20 protein-coding genes and 1 riboswitch are annotated in these 24,244 nt (G+C 47.3%); of the genes, 1 reads left to right on the forward strand and 19 read right to left on the reverse strand.

The window, feature by feature from the left end; all coding sequences use genetic code 11:
- Positions 1-626: 626 nt before the first annotated feature.
- The 7 genes from ACU1JV_RS07540 to ACU1JV_RS07570 all read right to left on the reverse strand — a co-directional run bounded on the left by ACU1JV_RS07540 (position 627) and on the right by ACU1JV_RS07570 (position 7,519).
- On the reverse strand, positions 627-1,895 hold the full coding sequence (locus ACU1JV_RS07540) for a hypothetical protein (protein ID WP_413985727.1): 1,269 nt from the start codon (positions 1,893-1,895) through the stop codon (positions 627-629).
- Positions 1,882-3,225, reverse strand: a complete 1,344-nt coding sequence (locus tag ACU1JV_RS07545; protein WP_013369837.1) for a flippase — start codon at positions 3,223-3,225, stop codon at positions 1,882-1,884. Before ACU1JV_RS07545 ends, ACU1JV_RS07540 begins: the two co-directional genes overlap by 14 nt.
- A 121-nt stretch (positions 3,226-3,346) precedes the next feature.
- Positions 3,347-4,336 carry a GDP-mannose 4,6-dehydratase gene (gene gmd, locus ACU1JV_RS07550; RefSeq protein ID WP_013369836.1) on the reverse strand — a complete coding sequence of 330 codons (990 nt, stop codon included), beginning with the start codon at positions 4,334-4,336 and terminating at the stop codon, positions 3,347-3,349.
- 20 nt (positions 4,337-4,356) lie between these two features.
- Positions 4,357-5,295, reverse strand: coding sequence for a GDP-L-fucose synthase family protein (locus ACU1JV_RS07555; RefSeq protein ID WP_025678064.1), 939 nt, complete (start codon positions 5,293-5,295; stop codon positions 4,357-4,359).
- Between the two features lie 33 nt (positions 5,296-5,328).
- On the reverse strand, positions 5,329-6,027 hold the full coding sequence (locus ACU1JV_RS07560) for a sugar transferase (protein WP_413985726.1): 699 nt from the start codon (positions 6,025-6,027) through the stop codon (positions 5,329-5,331).
- An 84-nt stretch (positions 6,028-6,111) separates the two neighbouring features.
- Positions 6,112-6,789, reverse strand: coding sequence for a CpsD/CapB family tyrosine-protein kinase (locus tag ACU1JV_RS07565; protein WP_025678062.1), 678 nt, complete (start codon positions 6,787-6,789; stop codon positions 6,112-6,114).
- Positions 6,770-7,519: a YveK family protein gene (locus ACU1JV_RS07570; protein WP_013369832.1), complete on the reverse strand. Its 750-nt coding sequence runs from the start codon at positions 7,517-7,519 to the stop codon at positions 6,770-6,772. Before ACU1JV_RS07570 ends, ACU1JV_RS07565 begins: the two co-directional genes overlap by 20 nt.
- A 328-nt stretch (positions 7,520-7,847) precedes the next feature.
- Between ACU1JV_RS07570 and ACU1JV_RS07575 the strand changes: the two genes are divergently transcribed.
- Complete coding sequence (locus ACU1JV_RS07575) at positions 7,848-8,216, forward strand: helix-turn-helix domain-containing protein (protein ID WP_013369831.1); 369 nt, start codon at positions 7,848-7,850, stop codon at positions 8,214-8,216.
- Between the two features lie 51 nt (positions 8,217-8,267).
- Here ACU1JV_RS07575 and ACU1JV_RS07580 read toward each other — a convergent pair whose 3' ends face one another.
- The 12 genes from ACU1JV_RS07580 to ACU1JV_RS07635 form a co-directional block, all read right to left on the reverse strand.
- On the reverse strand, positions 8,268-8,450 hold the full coding sequence (locus ACU1JV_RS07580) for a hypothetical protein (RefSeq protein WP_013369830.1): 183 nt from the start codon (positions 8,448-8,450) through the stop codon (positions 8,268-8,270).
- 309 nt (positions 8,451-8,759) lie between these two features.
- Positions 8,760-11,054 carry a hypothetical protein gene (locus ACU1JV_RS07585; protein WP_413985725.1) on the reverse strand — a complete coding sequence of 765 codons (2,295 nt, stop codon included), beginning with the start codon at positions 11,052-11,054 and terminating at the stop codon, positions 8,760-8,762.
- 48 nt (positions 11,055-11,102) lie between these two features.
- On the reverse strand, positions 11,103-12,704 hold the full coding sequence (locus tag ACU1JV_RS07590; protein ID WP_413985724.1) for a glycosyl hydrolase: 1,602 nt from the start codon (positions 12,702-12,704) through the stop codon (positions 11,103-11,105).
- 13 nt (positions 12,705-12,717) lie between these two features.
- Positions 12,718-12,799: riboswitch (cyclic di-GMP riboswitch) on the reverse strand.
- Positions 12,800-12,954: 155 nt separating this feature from the next.
- Positions 12,955-14,331, reverse strand: coding sequence for a sugar phosphate nucleotidyltransferase (locus ACU1JV_RS07595; protein WP_025678054.1), 1,377 nt, complete (start codon positions 14,329-14,331; stop codon positions 12,955-12,957).
- Between the two features lie 665 nt (positions 14,332-14,996).
- Positions 14,997-16,325 (reverse strand): UDP-glucose dehydrogenase family protein, encoded by a 1,329-nt coding sequence (locus tag ACU1JV_RS07600; RefSeq protein ID WP_013369825.1) that lies wholly within the window; start codon positions 16,323-16,325, stop codon positions 14,997-14,999.
- Between the two features lie 5 nt (positions 16,326-16,330).
- On the reverse strand, positions 16,331-17,431 hold the full coding sequence (locus ACU1JV_RS07605; protein ID WP_013369824.1) for a glycosyltransferase: 1,101 nt from the start codon (positions 17,429-17,431) through the stop codon (positions 16,331-16,333).
- Positions 17,432-17,459: 28 nt separating this feature from the next.
- The gene (locus tag ACU1JV_RS07610) at positions 17,460-18,608 is read right to left on the reverse strand and encodes a glycosyltransferase family 4 protein (protein ID WP_413985723.1); all 1,149 of its coding nucleotides are present in this window, start codon (positions 18,606-18,608) and stop codon (positions 17,460-17,462) included.
- Entirely contained in the window at positions 18,605-19,792 is a 1,188-nt protein-coding gene (locus ACU1JV_RS07615) for a glycosyltransferase family 4 protein (RefSeq protein ID WP_013369822.1), read from the reverse strand. The genes ACU1JV_RS07610 and ACU1JV_RS07615 overlap by 4 nt, the downstream gene beginning before the upstream one ends.
- Complete coding sequence (locus ACU1JV_RS07620) at positions 19,779-20,618, reverse strand: glycosyltransferase family 2 protein (RefSeq protein ID WP_013369821.1); 840 nt, start codon at positions 20,616-20,618, stop codon at positions 19,779-19,781. Before ACU1JV_RS07620 ends, ACU1JV_RS07615 begins: the two co-directional genes overlap by 14 nt.
- A gap of 22 nt (positions 20,619-20,640) precedes the next feature.
- A complete protein-coding gene (locus tag ACU1JV_RS07625; protein ID WP_014599533.1) occupies positions 20,641-22,020 on the reverse strand; it encodes a lipopolysaccharide biosynthesis protein in 1,380 nt (459 codons plus the stop codon).
- A 5-nt stretch (positions 22,021-22,025) separates the two neighbouring features.
- A complete protein-coding gene (locus ACU1JV_RS07630) occupies positions 22,026-23,468 on the reverse strand; it encodes an O-antigen ligase family protein (RefSeq protein WP_026065389.1) in 1,443 nt (480 codons plus the stop codon).
- Positions 23,469-23,473: 5 nt separating this feature from the next.
- On the reverse strand, positions 23,474-24,244 hold the full coding sequence (locus tag ACU1JV_RS07635) for a WecB/TagA/CpsF family glycosyltransferase (RefSeq protein ID WP_014599532.1): 771 nt from the start codon (positions 24,242-24,244) through the stop codon (positions 23,474-23,476).

A 24,244-nucleotide genomic window follows, 5' to 3' on the forward strand; every position in this document is an offset into this window, starting at 1 on the left:
CATTCTTCCGATCGCTGTTACCCCCGGATTTCATCTGATTTATATACCCCTTTAAAGGTTAAAATCCGGGGATAAAGGCGAACGCTATCGCTTCTTCAGAACGATTCCATCCACTCCGCTGCTGAGCCCTGTTTCCATAAAGTCACCCATCTTAAAAAAGGGGATGCTGGCATAAAGTGCCATCGCTGCGCGATATACGCGTGCGAATACATACAGGGCGTTGTTTCGTCAAACAACTTGTAAGCTTGGCACGTTATGGCACGCTCACAAGCAAGCATGGCTATACTACCGCTAAGCTGAGCAAGATGCTTTAACTAGGCTTGACTGTCGCTTGCCGTGAGTACTATTCACCAAGTTCTTTCGCCTTGAGAGAGAACTAAGCAGAGCATTAATTACACCGGTTGCATGCTCGGTGTGAAGTCCGCGGCGATAGGGCGCAGCTATCGCCAGGCGGCTCTTACCTCCCCCACCTTATAGGCTGGGGGAAATTCTTTTGGGCGGCGGTGGATAGCGGAGGGTAAGGGTTTGAATCTGGAGAAGCGTCAGCGTTCGCCTTTGACGTGGGATTCCGCCCTCTATAGGGCTTATTCAAACCAAGGAATCCCACGTCAACAGCGATCGGAAGATCAAACCCGTCCCGTAGCGGCCTTTCCCCTCCAACTTGAATGTTCCCCCTGCCGCTGTCTTTCCTCCATCATCTGCATACTAAAATGGTCTGCCCCTTTAAGCTGGGCGGCTGCCATATCCGCTACCAAAGTCACGCTCGATTCCATCGGTACAAAGCGATATTTGTAGGCTGTAAGCCGATGATCCGTTTCGTGAAATAAAATGTCCTGGGCATAATTGCCCCATCGGTCCTTAGGCATCAAATCAATCGTCATACCTGCATGTGCAGAAGGCAGCAGCATATTGGAGCCGTGAATGCCAATGACTAATCGGCTGGCTGCGTACACCTCACATACCCGCATTTCACTATCCCGATCGAAGCGTGAGACGCGCTCGTCAGAAATCCATGCCGGGAAGCTTCCCGTGCGTCCAAGTCCCGCAACTGTAAAACGATGATCAGGAAAGCTTTCTCTCAGTCTGCGGAACAGTCCAATGATTTTGCTGCGTTGGTGATAAATTAGCGGTTTCAGGCCACGTTTGAGCTGTGGGAATTTTTGCACCGCTCTGGCAATATGATAGCTACCGCTCCACAAACGGTCTTCCCTCCATACAAAGGTGATGCGTGGATCCGACTCAACTTCCTCGTCATAACGGGAGACCCCTGTAAATTGCTCAATTTCAAACTGGCTGGGATGTGAATATGCCGGGCTGACATACACCTCATCAAAACGTATCAATTCCTCAATCATCCGATGATGTAGCAGAGGATAAAAGTTTCGTGCCTTGCTGAACGGCACATCGACCGTCCAAATTTCAGACACATATGCCGGCACCATCCACTCCAGCGACTTTTGCACAATAACGATGATCCCCATTTCCGGTGATTGCTCGTATTCGCGCTGAACATTCAGCAGCTTAAGCAACGCATGACCATACAAATAATCTATGGTGTTGACAATGATCACACGCGAAGAAGCTTTCTTTTTATGCACGGTCATACCGACTGCTAAATCATAGGAAGGATTCATCAAGGATTGCCGCAAAGGCTCTCCGAGCCATTTTCTTGACTTCGCATCACCGGTCAGGATATAGTCAGGCATTTCTACACGATAAGGTGAATACGTCGCATGACCGACCCTCATATCCTCAAGATATTCACGTCCGCAACCCTCACACTTAGTACTGACACATACGTGGATTCCCTGCCACAGTACCTCTCCCCCACGTAACGTGTCTCCACAATGCGGGCACTGTTCCTCATGCCGAACAAATGGTTTAATCGGTATCATGATTGTTCTCTCCAACTTTCGGTACTGTAATATGAACATGCCAGAAGGTCAGGATTGACTTCATCATCCAACCCAAATTGGCTTTGACTTCCTTAAACAACAAATCCATTAGAAATACAGATATCGTAAAGGACAATATCGTCGCCACTAAGGACCCTCGAACCCCAAGCCATGGGATCAGCGCGTAATTGAAGGCGATATTCGTAACCGCACCTATTACCGAGGTCAGCAACGTGTATTTGAACAAATTTTCATTGGTGATAAACAAGCTTTTGGCGACACTAAAGTTGGTGAAAAATAGACGAATCGCAAACAATGACAACAGCGAGCCTGCTTCAGCAAACTCTCTCCCATACAGCACAACTACTACCCATTGGGATAGAAAAAATAAGGGGACTGATGTCACAAGAAAGCATATAAACATCAGCCGATACACGTTAGACAACGTCCGTCTGTATTCGTCGCTTCCTTTCTGCTTGGAACGCGTCACCACCGGGGCATAGGCTGTCGTTAGCACCACCGGGATAAAGCCCAGCACCTCGATGAGTCGGAGTGCAACGGAGTATTGCCCGACTGCTTCGTTTCCCAACAATTCACCGATAATGACCTGATCAATCCGTGCCTGTACATATACAGCGGAGGAGGACAAAATAAGCGGCCAGCTGTGATTCATGATTCGCCGAGCAGTTGTGAAGCGGAACGTCCACTTGTTCACACGCCGTCCTTCCTTATGGAAGAAATACAGCAGCAGCAGGCTTCCCAGCAGAAACTCTCCATGAGCACACAACGCCACTGCCCATATTGGAATACCGGACAACAATAGAATGATTTTGACGGTGGAACCGAGGACAAAGGCGGTATTCTTGGCAACAACCGTATATTTGGACAACATCTGTGCACGAAACCAGTAGTCGATAATATCAAACAACTGAAAGACCGAGGCCGTAGCCAGAATCAGATTAATTAACCGTACTGAGCTGTCTTCCGGTCTGAGCAGTGAAATAAAGGAATAGGACAGTACAATGGCTACCAAAGTACCTAACAACTTCAGCAGAACCGCCGTACCCAATAGCTCGTGCTCATCCTTAGGGTGTTTGACAAGATCGCGTACTAATATAGAATCAAAGCCAAGGGTCGTGAAAATCAGGAACATCCCGAAAAAGGATTCCGCATAATTCCATTTTCCCAGTTCCTCTGGTCCCAACACTCTCGCCATGATGATGCTAACCGCCAGCCCGAATACCATGCGAATCATTTTGTCACCGAACAGCCAGGATGTATTCACCAGCAAACTTCTGCGCGGTTTGGCACGTTTCTTGACTAATGTCATATGTTCTACTCCATCTTGAAAAATGACCTTAAGCATTGCTTTATGTCTGTTGAGCTGTCATACAGCTGAAATCATGTACAACGAAGAGACCCCCCGGCCAGGCGGGTGGCCTCTCCACCTCTTACACGACGACAGAAGCTTCGACTGCAGCCTGCCTTTTTACACGCTCCAAGTCTGCATCCACCATCATACGAACAAGCTGCTCGAAGCCGACTTCCAATCGCCAGCCCAGCTTTTCCTTCGCCTTGGCACAATCGCCAAGCAATAGATCTACCTCTGCCGGTCGAACAAATTGCGGATCAATCACGACGTAATCCTCGTAATTTAAACCTACATGAGAAAAAGCAATTTGCAGCAGTTCACGCACAGAATGCATTTCTCCCGTGGAAATCACGTAATCATCTGGTCGATCCTGCTGAAGCATCAGCCACATCGCCTTTACATAATCCCCTGCAAAACCCCAGTCTCGCAGGGAATCCAAATTCCCCATACGCAGCTCCTGCTGCAATCCCAGCTTGATACGAGCTACTGCATCCGACACTTTGCGTGTTACAAACTCCAACCCTCGGCGGGGCGATTCGTGATTGAACAAAATACCGGAGCAAGCAAACATATCAAAGCTTTCGCGGTAGTTGACTGTAATCCAATGGCCGTACACCTTGGCGACACCATAAGGACTACGTGGGTAAAACGGGGTCATTTCTGTCTGCGGCGTCTCCAGTACCTTACCGAACATCTCGCTGCTTGAAGCCTGATAAAAGCGCGCCTCCGGCTTGGCAATTCGAACGGCCTCCAGCATATTGGTGACAGATAATGCTGTAATTTGCCCTGTAGCCAAGGGCTGCGGCCATGAGGCCGCTACAAAGGATTGAGCAGCCAAGTTGTAGACTTCATCCGGGTTGGACTGACGGACGGCTTCGATCAGCGAAGCCAGATCGGTCATATCACCAGAAAGCCAGTGAATGTCATTTTGGATATGCGCTACATTTTCAAAGTTCGGTGTGCTGGTTCGTCTGCGCACCCCGTACACCTCATAATCCTTGGACAGCAGCAACTCAGCCAGATAAGACCCGTCTTGTCCGGTAATCCCAGTGATCAGCGCTTTTTTCATTCCAATTCCCCCACCGTTATTTATTGTTCAACCAGATCCAGACCTTGAAATGCCTGGTATACAGACCTTAATCCTTCTTCTAGTGAAATACGCGCCGACCAGCCCAGCCCGGAAATCCGAGATACATCTACCAACTTGCGCGGCGTTCCGTCAGGAACGGAAGTATTAAAAGTAATTTCGCCCTCATAGCCGACTACATTTTTGACTCGTTCAGCTAGCTCACGGATGGAAATATCCTCACCCACACCAATATTTACAATCTCATTTCCCTCATAGTTATTCATCAGGAATAGACAGGCATCAGCCAAATCATCCGAATGAAGAAATTCTCGCCGAGGCGTACCGGAGCCCCATACTTCTACAGTCGGAGATTGATTCAGCTTAGCCTCATGAAACTTGCGGATCAGCGCAGGTAGCACATGAGAGGTTTGGAGATCAAAATTGTCGCCCGGACCATATAAATTCGTAGGCATCACCGAAATAAAACGGGTTCCATACTGACGGTTGTAGGACTGACACATTGTGATCCCGGCAATTTTAGCAACCGCATAGGCCTCGTTGGTAGGCTCAAGCTCACCTGTAAGCAGATATTCTTCTCGCAACGGCTGTGGAGCAAATTTGGGATAGATACATGTAGAGCCTAGGAATAACAGCTTGCTTACATTCTTCCGGTATGCCGCATCAATCACATTGGTTTGTATAAGCAGATTGTCACGGATAAAATCAGCCGGATATTCGTTATTGGCCAAAATCCCGCCCACCTTGGCTGCTGCCAGAAATACATAATCCACGGGCTCTGTATCAAAAAAATGATCTACGGCCTCTTTATTGCGCAGATCCAGTTCACGGCTTGTGCGAGTAATAATATTACGATATCCCGCTTTCTGAAGCGCTCGGACAATAGCGGAACCTACCAGTCCATTGTGCCCTGCTACATAAATGTTGGAATGAAGCTCCATCCTTCTCTCCTACCCCTCTTTGTTAAAATGACTTTAATATGCATCCTTGGAGCCCAGCAGCACACGGAATGTTTTCAGCATGATGATCATATCCGTGCGGAAGCTGCGTCTAGATATGTACTCCAAATCCAGTTCTACCATCTGGTCAAAGCTTAGATGATTACGACCGCTGATCTGCCATAGTCCGGTGCAGCCCGGTGTGACCGTCAGACGCAGCTTATCCCTCATGGTGTAATCATGAACTTCTCTTGGCAATGGGGGTCTGGGTCCTACAAGGCTCATATGCCCACGCAGTACATTGAAGAGTTGCGGTAGTTCGTCGATGCTCGTTCTGCGAAGAAAGCGGCCCACACGGGTAATTCGGGGATCGTCCCGCATTTTGAACATCGCACCCTCAATTTCATTTTCCACCAGCAATGCAGACAATCTGGCCTCGGCATCAGACACCATGGAACGAAATTTGATCATGCGAAACGGTCGCTCATGTTTACCAATACGGATTTGATAAAATAATGCACTTCCTTTGGGGTCCTCCAGCTTGATCAACAAAATGACGAGCAGAAATACCGGGCACAGTACGATGATTCCAATAAAAGACAGTATAATGTCCATACTTCGCTTCACGAACGGATATACGCTCCATCCTTGTCGTCGTTCAAGCCCATGAGCGACCAAATATACATCCACTGACGCGCTCAGCACTTTGGCCTCGTTCGAGCGGGAAGAAGACACGTCTCATCACCTCACTCTTTATTGATAAATATTATTTATTCATTGTTAAAAGAATTTTATATACTCTTATTTCCCCCGATTTATTCATGTCAGATTGCGTTCCTCCATACCACGCTCGGCGCGGCGCTTCACGTTATTGAGCACTACACCCAAAATGCGGGCCTTTACTCTTTCCAAATTTGCCTTCGCCTTCTTAACGACATCCTTTTTGACCTTCCCTGCCTGCACTACCAAAATGACACCATCACACATGGCACTTACAATGAGGCCATCCGGAAAAGACAGCAGGGGTGGCGTATCCATCAGAATCACATCATAATGTTCTTTGAGCTCAACTAGTAGAGCCTTCATTCTACGGGAACTGAGCATCTCGGACGGATTGGGTGGATTCGGTCCAGCCGTGATCGCATGCAGATGATCAATCCCGGTTTCCTGAACCACATCCTGCCATGTCTGTTGATTGGCAAGTACCCGTGTAAGCCCTGTATGATTGCGCAAACCAAACATATGATGCAAGGAGGACCGACGCAAATCCATGTCCATAACCAGCACCTTTTTTCCTTCTTGTGCATAGGTTACAGCCAAATTGCTAATCGTGACTGTTCTGCCTTCACCCGCCTGAGCGGACGCCACCATCATCACCTCAATCGGCTCGTCTATAGAAGAAAACTGGATGTTAGTGCGGAGCATGCGGTACTCCTCCGACACGGAAGACTGAGCATGCAAGGATGTAACGAGCTGATTATTGATTAATCGCGGCATATTGTCCCTCACCTACCTGTTTAGGAGTTGTAGTAGAGCTGTCAGAGCGTCTATCTTCTTTTTTCATTTTTGTAATCAGGGATAGGGTAGGCAGACCAAGTTCTTTTTCAATATCTTCCTCATTTTTAAATGTATCATCCAATACCTCCAGCAAAAACGCCAAGCCTATTCCCAGCAATAAAGAAATGGCAAAAGCAATAAAAATCTGTATAGCGGGATTATTGTTCACGGGAACTGCTGGATCATTCAGGCTGGCTTCGCTTAGGATGGTGACATTGTCCATTTTCATGATAGAGGGGATTTGCCGTTTGAATACTTTGGCTACCGCATTGACGGTTTTCACAGCCTTCGTATACGATAAGTCGCGGACTGTAACATCCATGACCTGTGAATCACCTGCGGTGTTTACTCTTAATTTTTGCGCCAAAGCTGACGGAGTAACCTTAAGATCGGGGAAGCTGGCGACCACCTGGTCCATAATCGCCGAGGAGATCATAATTTGCTTATAGGAGTTCGTTAAGGCTATGTTGGTTTGCACCACACTGTAATCGACGACACCTGCACGGTCCGGTCGTGGCGTCTGATTAATAATGAGCTTGGCGGTAGCTTCATAAACCTGCGGGGTAAAATATACATTTTTTATGCCTACTACAGTACACACCAGCAGTACAATGCTACCAATCAACCACATTCTTTTGCGGATCAAACGGATGTACTCTTTTAACTGCACAAGACCAGTCCTCCCTGCTTGACTTGTTTTCGATGAATAACGCTTGTACTGATCCTCTGCATGACGGGGAAAAGAACGATGCATGACCCTCTAATCTATAGTAAAATGTTGTATAATAGCGCATAGAAGGTCTAGCCAGCGAATAAGCACAAAATGCTCAATCATCGTTGGCCTCTTAAGGGTATATAAATGAAGATATCAGTGAAAACTATGAAATAAAGATACGTTATGTAACTTACATAATTAATTTATGATACAAATTGTATCTTGTCAAGCGCAAAATTGCTTTTCTTACCTCTCTTAACCTTGCCTTCAGGAGGAAAAACAGATGAATTATGGAACCCGCATCGCTGAATTACGAGAACATAAGGGACTAAAACAAGAGGAATTAGCGCAATCCCTCGGAATTACGCGGGCGGCTCTTTCTCACTATGAAAAAAATAGACGCAAGCCAGACTTTGAGACCCTGACCAAGCTCGCTGATATTTTCGAGGTAACCATCGATTATTTGGTGGGACGTACGAGCCACCCGACAGCAATATTGGATTCAGATGTGAGGGAATTTGTGGATCAGCTTGAACTGTCCGACGAGAATATCCTGCAACGTTTTAACCTGACGATTGACGGACGCACCTTGTCTGAGGAAGAAGCCAAACGTTTTATCGCGTTTGTTCGAATGGAACGAATGATGGAATAAGGAACGCGCCGCTGCTTGATGTTTTGCTCAAGTAGGACCAGCAACTGAAAATTACACGCGCTTGTCTTTCCGGTACTTCGTTCTATCAGCATCGCCCTCCAGCCATTCTGGTGTCGTGATCCCACATTGGAGCAAAATGTTCCGGATGTCCAAGTGGATGGCTGCTTTGCCTGCTTTCCGTGCGTTGTCTCGAAGAAGAGGGCCATTCCCCCCTAATTCTGTTTCCTTGTTCATTCAGCACTAACCTCACTTTATTAGTCTTGGTCACCGGAAAGAAATTCCCTACAAACCATGTATGTATAGTCATGAACAAAACTATTATATATGAATACATACCTGCAATGTTGTCGTCTTATGACGAGAATATAAAAGGATTTTCTTATTTTTTTCTCCATTATACGTAAAGTATTGGCAATTCAGAACGATTTACAAATAAAAAAGAACCTGTCAGGTCCTATTTTCTCCTGATAGGTTCTTTTTTGCTTTCTTTCGGAATGATGTTAGATATTCATGAGGTAAGGTCCTATATGCATTCCGGTGTAACTAAGCAACCTCGGCTGCCTGAGAAACCTGAGTACCTCCGGTCGCTCGGACTTTGTAGACGTAATGACTTCCAGCTTTTACGGTGCGGTCCGTATACGTGCTTCCTTCTACTTGCGAGGCAATCACCTGATAGGCACCGTCTGTACGGTCAGCACGCAGCACATCATAGGATGATATGCCTTCTGCTTGAAGCCAATTAATCTTCACCGCCCCATCCTGAATTGAGGCTGCTTTTACCTCTGTTGGGGCAGAGGCCGTGGTTTGATCTGTACTTTTTAGTTCCAAAATATATTGTACCGATTCGCCAGGACCCAGCTTTTCTTCGAAATCAAGGGCAGGAGAAGCCTTGAGACCTGATATGGATCGCTGCGCCTGAGAGTAGGTGGAACCCGCTCCGAAACGTTCCCCCGTGTACAAGCCAGCTTTCGGCATCGTTACCCGCACACGAACGGTCTGCGTTGTGGATTCAAAATTCACTAGGTTCACCAGCAATTTGTTCGAGGTAGCGCCGCTACCTGACAGTGGTTTAAGCTTGGATGTATCCACCGCGCGAACATAGACCATCTTATCCTTCGTCTCCTCTGGATTCAGTATGGTATAAGTCAGCGGTTTACCATGCGTAGCATACGCTAGACTCAAGCGTCTCATGATCTTAACGCGAGTGTCCTGTCCTTGCCCAAACGGATAAATTTCCGTGTTAGCCGGGTTGTGACTTTGCAGATCAAAGCCCGTTTTAAACAGCGTATAATCCTTATAAAAAGCAGCGTGCTGGATAAACATATCGGCAAACCCGATTTGCGATCGCATAATCCGATCGAATGCAGCTGCTTGTGGCTGACTAGCCCCGTAATCAGGATTGTCTCGATGCGTATCGTTAGTACCAAACTCCGTGTTTAGCATCTTTTTCGCCAGTCCGTTGCTCGAACCACCGAAGGTTTTCAAATTCTGAACGAAGCTGCCCCCGCCCTCTTCATTATACGATTCACCGTAGGCATGTCCGTTGGTCAGGTCGGTGACTTCTTCCAGCTGTTTACGCTGCGCCGGGTCCCGTTCCCATCCATCCGGATCACCGCATTTTTGCGTACCTCCGGTTTGATTTTTGCACGCCTTGGTAGAGTATGTCGGCCAGTAGGCCCAACCCGGCGCTACGGTTTTGAGATGCGGTGCCAATTGCTTGCCTTCCGTATTCAACCACTTAGCCACAGCCAGGTCTACCGCCTTGGAACGGTTAAACAATCCAGGTTCGTTATCTACTTCATAATATTGAAGGTATGAACCGTATTTTTTTACATAATCACGCAACTTTTGCTTGGCCGTCTCTGGCAGAGTACCATCTTTTTGCAGCTTGATATCACCTGTGTATAGATACAAAGCAGACGATTGCATATTATACTGCTTTAACGTTTGATAGTAATCATCCACATCTGTGCATGCCTTGCCTACATTACTGGCACAAGTTACCCTCATGACGTTGCCACTATAAGCAATTCCCAGCCATTTGAGAACGTAAGGTAGATGCTTAACTGCACCCTGATCATAATAAAATTCTTTATTATTCACATTCGTACCGGTCAGTATATATTTCCCATGTACTGGTTCGGCCGCAGGGGAAGCTAACGTCTCCAAGCTCAAGTCATCCCAAGTCCACCACACATTTTTATCTTCTGCAGAGGAGCAGTATAGGCAGCGCGCTGTCTTTAGCTTGAGTACGTTAACACCGCTTTGCAATTGTTCTTTGGGGATATACAGCTCGTAGTTATTTTTGAAGTTATACGTACTCCCAGTACCGGATACCCCGGCAATCTGAATAATTCCAGACAGCTGGTGATTTGAAAAGACAGCCATCTGCGGCACCGCTTTGCCCGCATCCAAAATCCGAACACGGAATATCATACCATTGGGAGGAACCTGATTCAGTTTATACTGAAGTGACAGTTCTGGATTCGTGGATGCATTCAAACCTGGAGGAATATCTCCACTGCTGAGCAATACCGGAACTGTTGTACTCTCTGCTTCCGACAACGCCGAGAATGTTCCTTTAGCAGAGGATTCAGTAGAAGCTGCTGCTGCAGAAATTTCGATATTATCCCTACCGACCACTCCTTTAAATTCCGCTGAAGAGTCATCCCTCTGGCCCAGCTTCCATACTGGACTGGCCGCCGCTACCTTATCCGTCTGCAATTCTGCACTTTTTGAAGGCGTGTATATAAACCAAGCGATCATGGTTAGAGCTGCGACACCTAGTAATCCGGATAATACGACCGTATACCTATGGGTCAACCATTTTTTCATCATATGATACACCCTCTCTCCTCAAAATTTATGACCGGGAAAGAGTATCTATCAAGGAAGAAACAAAGCGTTTCCGGGAACCACCGCTTTCGCTTCATGCTGACTTTCCCACATCAGACGAGCCATCGCATCGCCTTTTTCATCATAGTATTCCACTTTTAGATCTACCATTTTACCTGCTTCCAAAGCAATACTGCCTTTACGCTCTGTCCAGCTTTGTTTGAACCAACTGTCAATCACCAGCTTGCCGTCTACCCATACGCGAATACCATCATCGGATATCGTTGTAAATGTATAGGTCTCGCTGTATTGTGGTTTGATTTTACCTGTCCAGCGAACCGAGAACTGGTCGGCATTTACCTTGGGATCAGCAGCAACGGCGCGCCAGTTATAATCCAGCTTGCTGTCTGTACGGATCAAAACAGGACTGCCGTTCACATTCATATTGTTAAAATATTCGCCCCGCAGCCCGTTCACATATACTACATCAGGAACAGAAGGAGGAGTCGGAGCTGGAGGTACGATTACTACTGGCGGAACCGGGATAGGCTCACTTTGTCCCTCATCCGGTAAAGTCGGCACATCTGCCCCAGGTTGTTGGATTGCTGCCAGCCCATTTTTCACATCATCCCGTGTCAAACTCCTCGAATCGTTCATATAATCCTGTATTTGATTGGTTGTGTTATTCTCAATCAGCATCTTGCCCCAAGTCATGGAATACACCCATTTGGGCTGTGCCTGCAACACCTCAGAGCTAGGCATCTCACCATGCTCGCCAATGGCAATCGGCTTATTCCGTGCCAACCCGAGCAGTCCTTCATAATGACTTTGCTTAAAATCATTGTTGTAGATGTCTACTGCCAAAATATCCACTTTGTCATCCCCCGGATATTTCGGGGTATACGGGACAGTGTAGGAATTGGGAGCATTGGGACTCCACACCCACAGCAGATTGTTCAACTGATGCGTGTTTACAAAACGGTCGTACATGATATTCCATAGCTGATTGAAATTGTTTTTGTTTCCCCACCAGAACCAGTCACCATTCATTTCATGATAAGGTCTCCACAATACTGGAACACCTGCATCACGAAGCTGCTTTAACGATACAGCGACCTTATCCAGATCGGCAATGAAGAGGTTATACTGCGTAGTGCCTGGTGTCACGTATTTATTGAACTCCGCCTGACTTACTTTCGCCTGCACATTGGCCCAAGTCAGCGGTCTACCCGGCAACGCTTCATGAAAAGTCATCGTCACAATGCCACCAGCTCTGCTCCAACGAATAGCGCTATCGACAACATTTTTACGTTGTGCTGCTTCTGTAGTGTCGGATTGACCAGAGATGGCTCCCATCTCATAGCCGTGCAGACCCACATACGCCTGGCTGATTTTTTGGACCTTGTTGCTTAATTCATCTGGACTTTCCAAATAATCATGCTGACCAGTGACTGTTTTCTTTCCAGAGATGCTGAGTAAATAATTGTATAGTTCACGGGCCTGAGTAGAAGCGTCCGAATTAACAGGTTGTAATGAAGCGGCATTCACCACAGACAGAGAATCACCAAAGCCGACGGGAAACAAAGAAAAAAGTATAACAACGGGGAGTACATGACGTATCAGTCGATACAGAGGAATAAAATTGAATCTCACTTTAGCTCTTCCTTTCGGTAGCCAGGCTGCCATCCTTACGGGAAGGCCCTTTAGCTTTGCGTACCAGTCTTTCGACAGGGCTGCGTTTATCGTTGGAAGGAGTTTGGATTCCTTCTTACCCTAAGTATCGACTTTTTTTTACCAAAATTTAATAGGTCATGTTCATGAATTTACAGGTTTTCGCCCAATTTCGACAGTTTGGGCCATTATTTTTCATCAAATCTTCTTTTTTACGTTTTTACGCAAATAATTACGAGATAAATTGATGACGAGAAATTTCATTCCAATCCATACAAAAGCGTACAATATCCTCTTCAACCAACTCAGAGCCAGTCTGAACTTCAATCAAATCCACATCGGTTACAGCCAAAATGCTATGCTTCGTCCCTTCAGGGATGCGAACTACGTCACCGGCCTTTACTTTATGCAGCTTCTCATTCAAAATAATTTCCGCTTCGCCGCTAATAATGGTCCAGATTTCACTTCGTTTGAAGTGAAGCTGGTAGCTGATATTTTTACCTTTGTGTACGCGGATTCGTTTGGTCAGTACCTCATTACCCTCGTCATACTTTACATAGTCTACAACCCGATACTGTCCCCAACGACGTTCTTCATACATTGGACGCTGATCATGAGCCTTGAGCACTTCCTTGATGCGTGGACTTTCTGCCTTATTGGTCACAAGAATGCCATCTGGGCTAGCGGCTACAATCAGATCATTCGTTCCAATGATCGCCACAGGAATGTCCAACTCATTAATAAGACTCGTATTGACGCAATCTTCCGTTACTACCCCTCTACCCACTTGCTGATGAGACATCTCTTCTGTGAGTGTATTCCAGGTTCCTAGATCCTTCCAAAAACCATCGTACGGAAGCACCACGATGTCTTTTTCCTTCTCGACTACTTCGTAGTCAAAGCTGATTTTTTCCAGAGATGCATATTGTTTTTGCATTTCTTCATAATTCAGCGGCAGGCCCTTGGATGCCAAAATATCCAGCAAATAGCTTAATTTGAATGCAAAAACCCCGCAGTTCCATAGAGCATTGCGTTCTATTAGACGCTCCGCCTGCTCCCGGTCGGGTTTCTCTTGAAAATGGCTCACTTCGCGGTAGCCTGTGCTACCTTGAGTGGCATCGTTTTTCGGAATAATATAACCGTATTTCTCTGAAGGATAGGAAGGGACAACCCCGATTAATGCAAGCTTGCCTTCACTCTCCTGAAGTGTATGTTCGAGTTGGGCTACGGAAGCAAAGAATGCATCCTCTACATAAGGATCTACAGGCAATATAGCTATAATTTCATCAGGCGAAACACCCGCAATGGAATATAGATAAGTCGCTGTCAGCGCAATCGCAGGAAAAGTATCTCTGCGTTCCGGCTCAACAATGATGCGCGTATTCGATCCGATTTGACTCTGGATCATTTCGACCTGCGCTCTCCCTGTCGCAATAAACGAGGATTCGGATAATCCGTTGTCTCCCAATTGTCTCCATACCCGCTGTACCATGGATTCCGAAATCCCTTCCGGGCTCTCCAGTACCTTCAAAAATTGTTTGGAACGGGAATCGTTGGATAACGGCCATAATCTTTTACCGGAACCACCAGACAAAAGTACGAGCTTCATAAATCTCCACTTCCTCTCTATATTGGTTGGTGATCGAATGGGGCAAGGTTGAGTAGCCCGCTACGGGCTCGATTTGATCTTACGATCGCTGTTGCCGTGGGATTCTTCGGATTGTGTAAGACATTTATATGTAAGAATCCCAAGTCAAAGGCGAACGCTATCGCTTCTCCAGATTCAAATCCAACCCTTCGCTACTCAAATATGCATCATATCGATCATACCTTGTGGTGCAAAAGGCACGACCGGACATTATTAAGTCCGGTCAGCCTGTAAAAATCTCACTCTTTCGGGCCTTGCCCGCTGTGCTTGCAAGCTTCTAGTAATCGAGGTTTCGTAACGCCTTGCCAAGATTGCTGCGACAACCGCAATGACGTCTTAATCGGAAGGAGCGGCTCAACTATGCCGCTCCTTCTGATACGCCCTTTCTACTCCCATCCCATAAGGTGGGAGATTAAACATCGTGACTTGGTGCGGCAAAAGCAGCGGAGCGGGCAGAATTGTTCTGAAGAAGCGTCAGCGTTTGCCTTTATCCCCGGATTTTAACCTTGGAATGTTTAATACAATCCAGAAAATCCGGGGGTAACAGTAATCGGAAGAACAATCTGCACGCGCAGCGCCTTTAGCGCCTCCCACACTGCCACAGCCACTTTTTATTCGGTCACTTTTTAAACTTCCACTTTATCTCTGTTCCACCCACTCATCCGCGGACGACCCACGGAGTAGTATTCCAGCCCAGAGCCTTGGATCTGTTCCTCGGTGAATACGTTGCGACCATCAATCAGAACTGGCTTGTGTAGAATGGAGCCCAATTGCACGAGATCAACTTCTTTGAACTCTTCCCAATCCGTCAGCAGGCACACAGCATCGCTTCTTTCGGCGGCTTGCTGCGGGGAGGAGCACCATATAATATTCGGGTGATCCACGCGCTCCTTGAATTTATCCATCGCAATGGGATCATACAGCTTGACAATAGCACCTGCCTGAATGAGCGTTTCTACGATTTCCAGTGCTGGAGCTTCGCGGATATCATCTGTATTGGGCTTGAAGGCGAGGCCCCAAATGCCAATCGATACGCCGTTTAGCTGACCCAGCGATTCACGCAGCTTGGATACAATCATAAAGCGCTGGTCGGTATTTACCTCTACCACCGATTTTAACAACTTAAATTCATAGTCTACATTACCCGCAATTTGGATGAGCGCATTCGTATCTTTCGGGAAGCAAGAGCCTCCATATCCGATCCCTGCTTGCAGGAAAGAGGAACCAATCCGTTTGTCCATGCCCATACCTTCAGCCACACAGGTAACGTCCGCGCCAACCTTTTCACAAATATTAGCAATCTCGTTAATAAACGAAATTTTAGTTGCCAGGAACGCATTGGAGGCATATTTGATCATTTCAGCACTGCGGATATCCGTCACATAGATTTTATCCGTGAATACCTGATGCAGAGTGACCATTGTTTCACGCAAACCTGTATTGTCCAAACCAATAATGACGCGATCTGGATGAAGCGTATCATTGATGGCTGAGCCTTCTCTCAGGAACTCCGGCGCGGATACAATATCAAAAGACAAACTCGTATGACGAGCGACTACGTCCTTAATCTTTTCGTTCGTTCCGACAGGTACGGTACTCTTAGTCATAATAATCTTGTACCCGTTCATGGCTTTCCCGACATCGGCGGCCGCCTGTTCAATGTAGGACAAATTCGCCTCGCCGTTAGCCAGTGAAGGCGTACCTACCGCTAAAATGACGATATCCGAGCGACGTACCGCATCGGCCAAATCCGAGGTGAACTCTAAACGACCAGCTTCCAGATTCAACGCGATCAATTCCTCAATACCTGGTTCATAAATCGGAGATTCCGCACGGTTCAACATATCGATTTTGTACTGCTCCAGATCGACACAAATTACCTCATTACCTTTTTGCGCAAAACATACACCTGAGACGAGTCCAACGTATCCAGTACCGATTACAGCCAGTTTCATTCCGTTCATCCTCCTTTTAGAAAGTTCACATAGGCTTGTTCTACATACTTTTTCAATTGATCCTTGAAGTTATCTTCATCAAATTTGCGGGCATGGGTAATGATATCGTCCACATTCCATGCATGTTGCTCAACCTTTGCGACGGCCTCCAGCACATCGTCTACTTGATGCTTGCGGAAAAATACGCCGTTCACATGAGGAACAATCGTATCCAGCGCTCCCCCACCCTGAAAAGCGATAACTGGCCGTCCGGCCGCATTCGCCTCCAAAGGCGTAATACCGAAGTCCTCTTCCCCCGGAAAGACAAGTGCCCGGCATTCGGCCATCAGCTTGTTAACCTCTTCGTCTTCAAGCCTGCCGAGGAACTCAATGTTCGGGGCAGCCATGGCTTCGAGTCGTTTACGATCCGGTCCTTCGCCAACGATGCGTAGCTTAAGACCGTTACGTTTGAATGCCTCAATCGCGAGATCAATGCGCTTGTAGGACACCAAACGAGATACGATCAGATAATAGTCACCGATGCTTGTAGCACGTTTAAAACGGGATGTATTGATAGGAGGAAAAATAACATCTGCCTCCCGTTGGTAATAGTGCAGAATTCTCCGCTTAACGACGGAAGAATTGGCGACAAACTGGTCTACGTTGCGAGAAGTTTTGGCATCCCATGTTTTCAGCCTGTTCATGTACAGCTTTAGCATATTTTTGAGCAGGTTGGATTTGGACTGCCGGGCCATATATGTATCGTAATCCCAGGCAAACCGCATCGGTGTGTGACAGTAACAAATGTGAAACGTATGTTTGGGTACCTGGATGCTTTTCATAAATGCGCTGCTAGAGCTTAAAACAATGTCGAAATCCCTAAAATCAAAATCACGGATAGCGATGGGATACAGCGGCAGCACTCCTTTGAAGTTGGCCTTCACTCCTGGGATGTTTTGTAGCCAAGTGGCTCTAATATCCGCATCCTTCAAGTTGCGCGACAGACGCTCGTCGCTGAACACCGTTGTGAAGATGGGAGCCTCCGGATACATATCATGGAATACCTCTACTACCCTTTCCGCTCCGCCCATTTGGATTAAGTAATCATGTGCTATCGCTATTTTCATCTGAATCATCCTTTAACGCGAATGTCGGTCAGACTCCTGCCAACAAACCCTTATAGTAATGAACTATATCCTTAACAGTGTTCTCGATGACAAAATGCTTCTTGACCCGTTCCATCCCTCTCTCACCCATCTGCTGACGTTCCTGTGGATGCTCCAGCATCCAGCGGATGGCTTCTTCCAGCTTGGCAGGGTCTCCCGGTTCAATGAGCAGCCCGGTTTCATTGGGTACCACCGTTTCCTTGGGACCACCTTCGTTTGAAGCGATCACTGGCAAACCTGCAGCCATGCCCTCAATAATGACCTGACCGAATGGTTCCGGTGTAATGGAAGTATGAATGAGCAGATCACAGCGCTGCATCAGACCCTGAATGTCGTCGACGTGTCCCATCAGATTGACGTTGGTCAACCCATATTCGCGCATCGTGGATTCCAATCGTTGTTTATATTCCTCTTCTCCGAACAACGCATCTCCAGCCAGCCAGAATTTCACACGCTGATCTGGTAAAAAAGAACGTGCCGCTTCCAGTAAAATATGTTGTCCTTTCCATTCCGCCAATCTGCCGACCAAAACAACGTTAAACGAGTCATCGCTACGCAATTGCGCAGCCGAATCACGAGCCGTAATCGCTTTGGCAAAAGCGGAGTAGACGACGAGCGTCTTTTTGTCCGGGGGTAATTCCAATGCACTCAGCGTGGATTTGGAATTGGCAATCACACCGTTAGGCAAAAAGCGGGACATGAGCCGAATCCCTTTGGCTACAATCGGCTTCAGATACGGCGGACCGATGTGGTCACGGATATGCCATATCAACGGCAGCTTCGCCGATTTGGCGGCTACTGCACCATACAGTGCAGATTTGAGTGAGTTCGTGTGCACACACACGACTTTTTCCTCGCGCAACAATGGTGCGAGTTTCCTGCCGTAAGCCAGCAAGCGAAAAGCTGCTGCAGGCGCACCCAGATTGACGGCATTTCGTCCCCGATTACGAATCGAATCATCTAGTGGAACAATGCGCACATCAATATCACGCTGCCGAAGCCGATCCGCCAAATCGCCCTCCTCCGCCAAAATAACGAGCGGGTCGATATGTTCCCCGATATTCGTCAGTATGTTATACAAAGCAACTTCGCCGCCGCTCCATCTTGCCGTATGGTCAATATAAGCTACTCTCATCATTTCGCCGCCGCCTTTCTGTCAAGGACCTGTCGGAACACCTCTTCTACCTGTTCCGCTACATGTCCCCATGTATATCTGCTCAGGACATGGTCCCGGCATTCCCGTGCATTCGGTAGAAGTTCACGATGATCCAGCACACGCAGCAACCCTGCAGCAATAGCTTCACTGTCCGTCCCCTGGAACAATAGCTCAGGACGGAATCCTCTTAAGATTTCCTTGTTGCCGCCTACAGGAGTGGCCAGCACCGGTAGGCCCGAGGCCATCGCCTCAACTGTGATCAGACCGAAACCCTCTAGTGCCTGTGTTGGCACAACAAACAAGTTCGAGGCTTGATGGTACAGGGGCAGCTCCTCATCCGACACATAACCAAGCAACCTTACATGGTTATGAAGATTGTATTCCGCCACCTTGGAAGCCAATTCCTCCATCAAGGGCCCCTTTCCACCAATCAGCAGCAGATGATCAGGGTGTCGCTCGGTTACTCGCCGCCATGCTTCGAGCAGCTGTAGCAGTCCCATGCGATTAACAAGACGACGAACGGTTAGCACAATCGTCGCATTTTGCGGCAAATTCAGCCGCTTACGTACGGCCTCCTGATCCTCTGCCGGATGAAACCTTTCTACATTCGCCGCACCAGGAATAATATGAATTTTGCTAAGTGGTACTTTATAGTGCTCGTGCAAAATATCCCGAAAAGTCTCGCTTAGCACTATAAATTTATCCGCCAGACCATAAGCTTTCATTTCAATGGATTTGGCCAACGTCGTTTTAAGAAAATGCTTAATTCCCTGTCCTTCAATCTTCATTTCCTCCGTCCACGGTCCGTGGAAGGTGGTAACGACAGGGATTCCTCTTTTTTTCGCCTCCAGTGCCGGTCCGACACTATAGGGAGCAAAATGGGAATACAGCACATCGATCGGTTGCTTGTCGAACAGTTCTGCTGCATATTTTTGCATCAGCTCTCGGCGCTTCCAGATGGATTGCTGCTTGCTGCCAATCGAATGAATACGAATACGTTCAGGCGCCTGAGGCTGCTCATCACTACAAATTAGAGCATCCAGCGTATTGCGCTCTAGCGTAAGCTGCTCACAGATGGATTTGAAATATGTGTTGAGACCTCCTGGCTGTAAGGACGGCCAGCTCAACCCCGTTGCCGCGATACGAAATCCGTTATTGTACGACATAGCTGGTTTCTCCTTTCTGCTCGGTCTGTCCGCCATCCACGACTTCTATCTTTTTTCGCCGCTTGGTTAACTCATAATGCTTGAAACAGACGAGAAACTCATACATCACCCAGAAAACGGCTACAGCAAAACCCGCTAACCCCTTGCGGTATAAGCCTTGAACAAAATACTTCTGTACAAAGCGGGCGGGGGGCCTCCACAACAGTCTGGTAATTCGAAAGGATCTTCCTTTGTTAAATGCCGTCTCTGCTTCCAGATCTGTATATTTGTTAAAACGGGTCATATGATCACTGATGCTGCGGAATCCATAGTGCCATAACACGCCCTCCAGATTGATGATCTGAGAAGAGGCTACATCTGGCATTTCATGAACAAGACTATTCGTAATGCCATAAATTCGCCGATTGTACAAACGAACCAAATACTCGCCTTTGTTCATCCATTTGCCGAGAAAATCGCCAATGCGAAATACGGAATATGCTTTGGCCGGATCGTGGAGCGTTTCCTTTACTTTCAATAAGTCACCAAGCAACTCTGCATCCACTACTTCGTCTGTATCAATCAGGAAAATCCAATCAAATTCCGCTTTATCAACACCAAACATGCGCTGTTTGGCATAACCGGGCCATGGGTTGGAAAACACCCGACAGCCCAATGATTCAGCTACCTGAATCGTATTGTCCTTGCTCCCTCCGTCAATGACGACGATATCGTCCGCAAAGGGCTGGCAGGATTTAATGGCAGCAGTAATTCGAATGCCATCATCCTGAGCGATAATAACTACGGATATCCGGTTGTCCGCGGGAACGCTAGACATGTGGTTCATTAGCGGGTGCCTCCTTCTTTATCTAACCGTTAACTGGCTTTTTCCGGATGTAGTGTGACATCGTTGATCGGAGCCATTGAAAATCTTGTTTGGAAATAACCAGTCTTGGAATTTTCATTTTCAGAACGAACTTAACATTACATAAAATGAAAACGAACCGTAAAATCCCCGAAGACAGCATTGCTATCCCTGCACCCGTCAATCCATATCTCGGCACGAGTATGGACAGCAATGGAATGACGAGCGCCAATCCGACACCCTGTAGAATGGTAACCAGTTTGGGCTTACCCAACGCCATAAATTGTTGTGCCAGCACCATGGTACCTCCACTGATAGCAACCTCAAGCACCAGAAACCGGAATACCGTAAGCGCTTGTTTAAACTCTTGACCATATAACAATGTGAATACGAACGGAGCAACCAGCATTAACATCACCGCAGCCAAAAAGGTTGCCGTTGAAGTCACTCGAAATGCCCGAAATGTTATGGCCACCGCCTCTTCCTTATCCAGCCCGGAGGCTTTGGGAAACAGCACGACAATGATCGAAGTTGAAAATACATTCACCATCCGGGCCAGGCTGACCGCTACCGCATATAAACCGAGATCTGCAGGTCTGAGCAGACCCGCAATCAAAATCTGGTCAATGTAAGTGGAAACCTGCCCCATGAGATCATTCCCGTATGAACCCATACCGTAGGTAAAGAGATTTTTAAATTGCGTCCAGCTGTTCTTCACCTTTGGTTTGTACAGCCGAATCATTCGTATCGTTACACCAATATAGATTGGCAAGCCTGGCAGTAAGTAGGCCAATGCTGAGGTGTACGGATTCATCGTCCCCGTCAGGATCAGAATCGCCAGTCCAAGCAGCGTACTTAGTGGTACCAGGTACCGAAATAAATTGTACTGTTTATATTCCGAGCGAACCTGAAGCAATGCATTATTGATCTGTGAAATCGCTATGAGTGGACACATCATCATGGAGCACTGCGCGAAAAGTATGACCGATGAAGAAAAAGAGCGCAGCCAATAAGGAATTAGAAATACTCCGATGAGTGTCGCCATCCCCCCGAACACCGTAGCCAGCAGCAAGGCCAGACCATACAGCTTCCCCGTTTCCTCAGGTTTCCTTTTGGCATTGTAAATCAATGCAGATGGAACACCGAAGCTCATGCAGAAGGCAAGAAATTGGGACCAGTTCACCATCGCTGTCTGTTCCCCGCGTCCAGTAGGACCCAAGAATCGTGCCGTCAGCACACCAGTCAGCATATTCACAACGAGAATCAGCATACTGAATATCATCGTTTTTACTGCTGCAGAGCTGTTATCCTTGCTTTTGGCAAACCGAATCACCGTGGACCATAGTGTCCGGACAGGTGCGGATAATGCTTGTAAGTTTTGCACAGCCTTTACCTTCTTTCCGCGATGACATCTTTTGCCCATAGTCCTATTCCGATCATCATCCAGATCAAATAGCCGCGCATACCGGGGAAACCATTATCCGATATGAGACTGGCTACAGCTCCGGCCCATGTAGCCAACGCCAGTCTGATATAAGGCTGACTGGAATTCCGTTCGGCAATACGGACGAGAAGGCGCTTGATGATAACGAACAGACCACCGAAGAAAAAGAATGCTCCGCAAATACCGAAGGTGAGGAAAATGGCAATATATCCATTATCCATAATCCCAAGTTCACCGAGATCGCCGCCGTTATCAAGCTTGGTTCCGATTCCTACACTCCCGATCCCCTGCCCGACCGGATTGCTAGTAATCGCCGGAAGCATTGTATGCAGTAGATCCAAACGTTCATTGTACGAATGATCCTGTTGAATATCTGTCAACGTCTGCATGCGAGCCACCAAACCTTCTGCCCCCGGAAGTTTTGGAACGATGATGTAAAGAAGAAGGCCGACGATAGCAAGTTGAAACAGGGTCTTCCACTTTCCTTTGGAGGATGAGCTGAGAATGTAAGCCAGCAACATGACGAATGCAATCAGCCAGGCTGAACGTACGAGCGTGACCAAGAGACAAACAACTGTTAGCAGGACTCCAATCCATCCCAAAGTGCCTCGCCACCGTTTCTCCATCAGCATCGGTACAAGTGCCATTGCCAGGAAGATAGCGCATGGGCCGGGCGAGTTCATGGAAGAAAACACTCTAATTTGAAGCGGTTCTGGCACCCCAATGGAATTCATTTCCACATGATTCATCCAAAATGCATCCCAAGGAGGCACCGTCAAGTACTGAATAATGCCGTATATCGCTACAAGAACAGCAATGTTGGCGTATGAATACAGCAGTCGGTCCAGCTCCTTTGCTTTCATTGGCTTAATCGCAAGATAAGGCAATAGAAGCAATGGAACCACATAATTGGCCAAATCATAAGCAAAAACAATACCATTTTTGAATAACCCGACCACACTTCCGTAGGCCAATTCTATGCCGAAAAATACAGCAATTCGGGTTAATGGCTTTTCCGCCAGATGAATACCCCGCAGCACAGGAATGATCAGCATGCTGCTTACCAGCAGCGGCGCCACGCTCAACAAGGAAACCGAGTGATACGTTCCCTCCAACCAATCTGCAATGCGGCGGATTTCCGGGCCTACTGCCCACACCACCAGTGTGTAAGAAATCAGTAACCGTGATTGCAAGATCGCCAGCAGGAAGGCCGGAAAAACGATCGCCAGCAATATGGCTCCCTGCTGGCTCGTGGTGGGATTCATCTTGGCGCTGACAAATCCAATGGCGAGTGGCAGCATACAAGCCAGCACCCCCATACCAATCATGCCGATTCCACGCCGGCTTCCTAGCCAGAAGGAAATCTGCTGATCTGCCAACCGACTCATGTTTCTCACCCCTGGCCTCCCTTCATCCGCTTCCGCTTGAACATCTCTTTAAACAGCAGAACGAGGAACTGGGAATCCTCAATCAAATATCTTTTCCACAATCGTTTAGGCTCCTGAGACAACCTCCAAAACCATTCAAATCCTGTCTTCTGCATCAGCTCCGGTGCTCTCTTTACATTCCCCGACAGGAAATCAAAGGTCGCTCCCACCCCAATCGAAACTGGAGCGCGGTAAGTCTCATAATATCTGTAAATCCATTTTTCCTGCTTCGGTGCTCCTACACCTACAAAAACGATGTCTGGGCGAGCCTCTTGAAGCAACTGGATAATGTATCTGTTCTCCTCTTCGTTTTTCTCAAAGCCATAAGAAGGAGAATAGCAGCCCACCACATTCATGTTTGGATAGGATTCCTGGAGATTAAGCATAGCCTTCTCAGGAATACCGTCAGCTGCACCCAGAAAAAATAAACGATAGCCTCGATCCTCAAATGCCTCTCCCAGCCGGGTGAACAAATCGGAGCCTGACACCTTTTGTTTGAGGGGCTTTTTCAGTAACTTAGACGCCCAAATGATAGGCATTCCATCGGCCACTACAGCTCCGGCATCCGAATATACCTTGCGGAATTCATCATCCTTGCGAAGCTTGATCACATGATCGACATTACAGGTCAAAATGTAGGAATGACGCTGATGCTCAATAGAAGTATCTATAAATTCGAGTAGATCATTAAAATCGTAATTATCAAAGTTGACATCGAACATGTTCACTCTGCTCAT

It is taken from the genome of Paenibacillus sp. T2-29 (assembly GCF_052921365.1).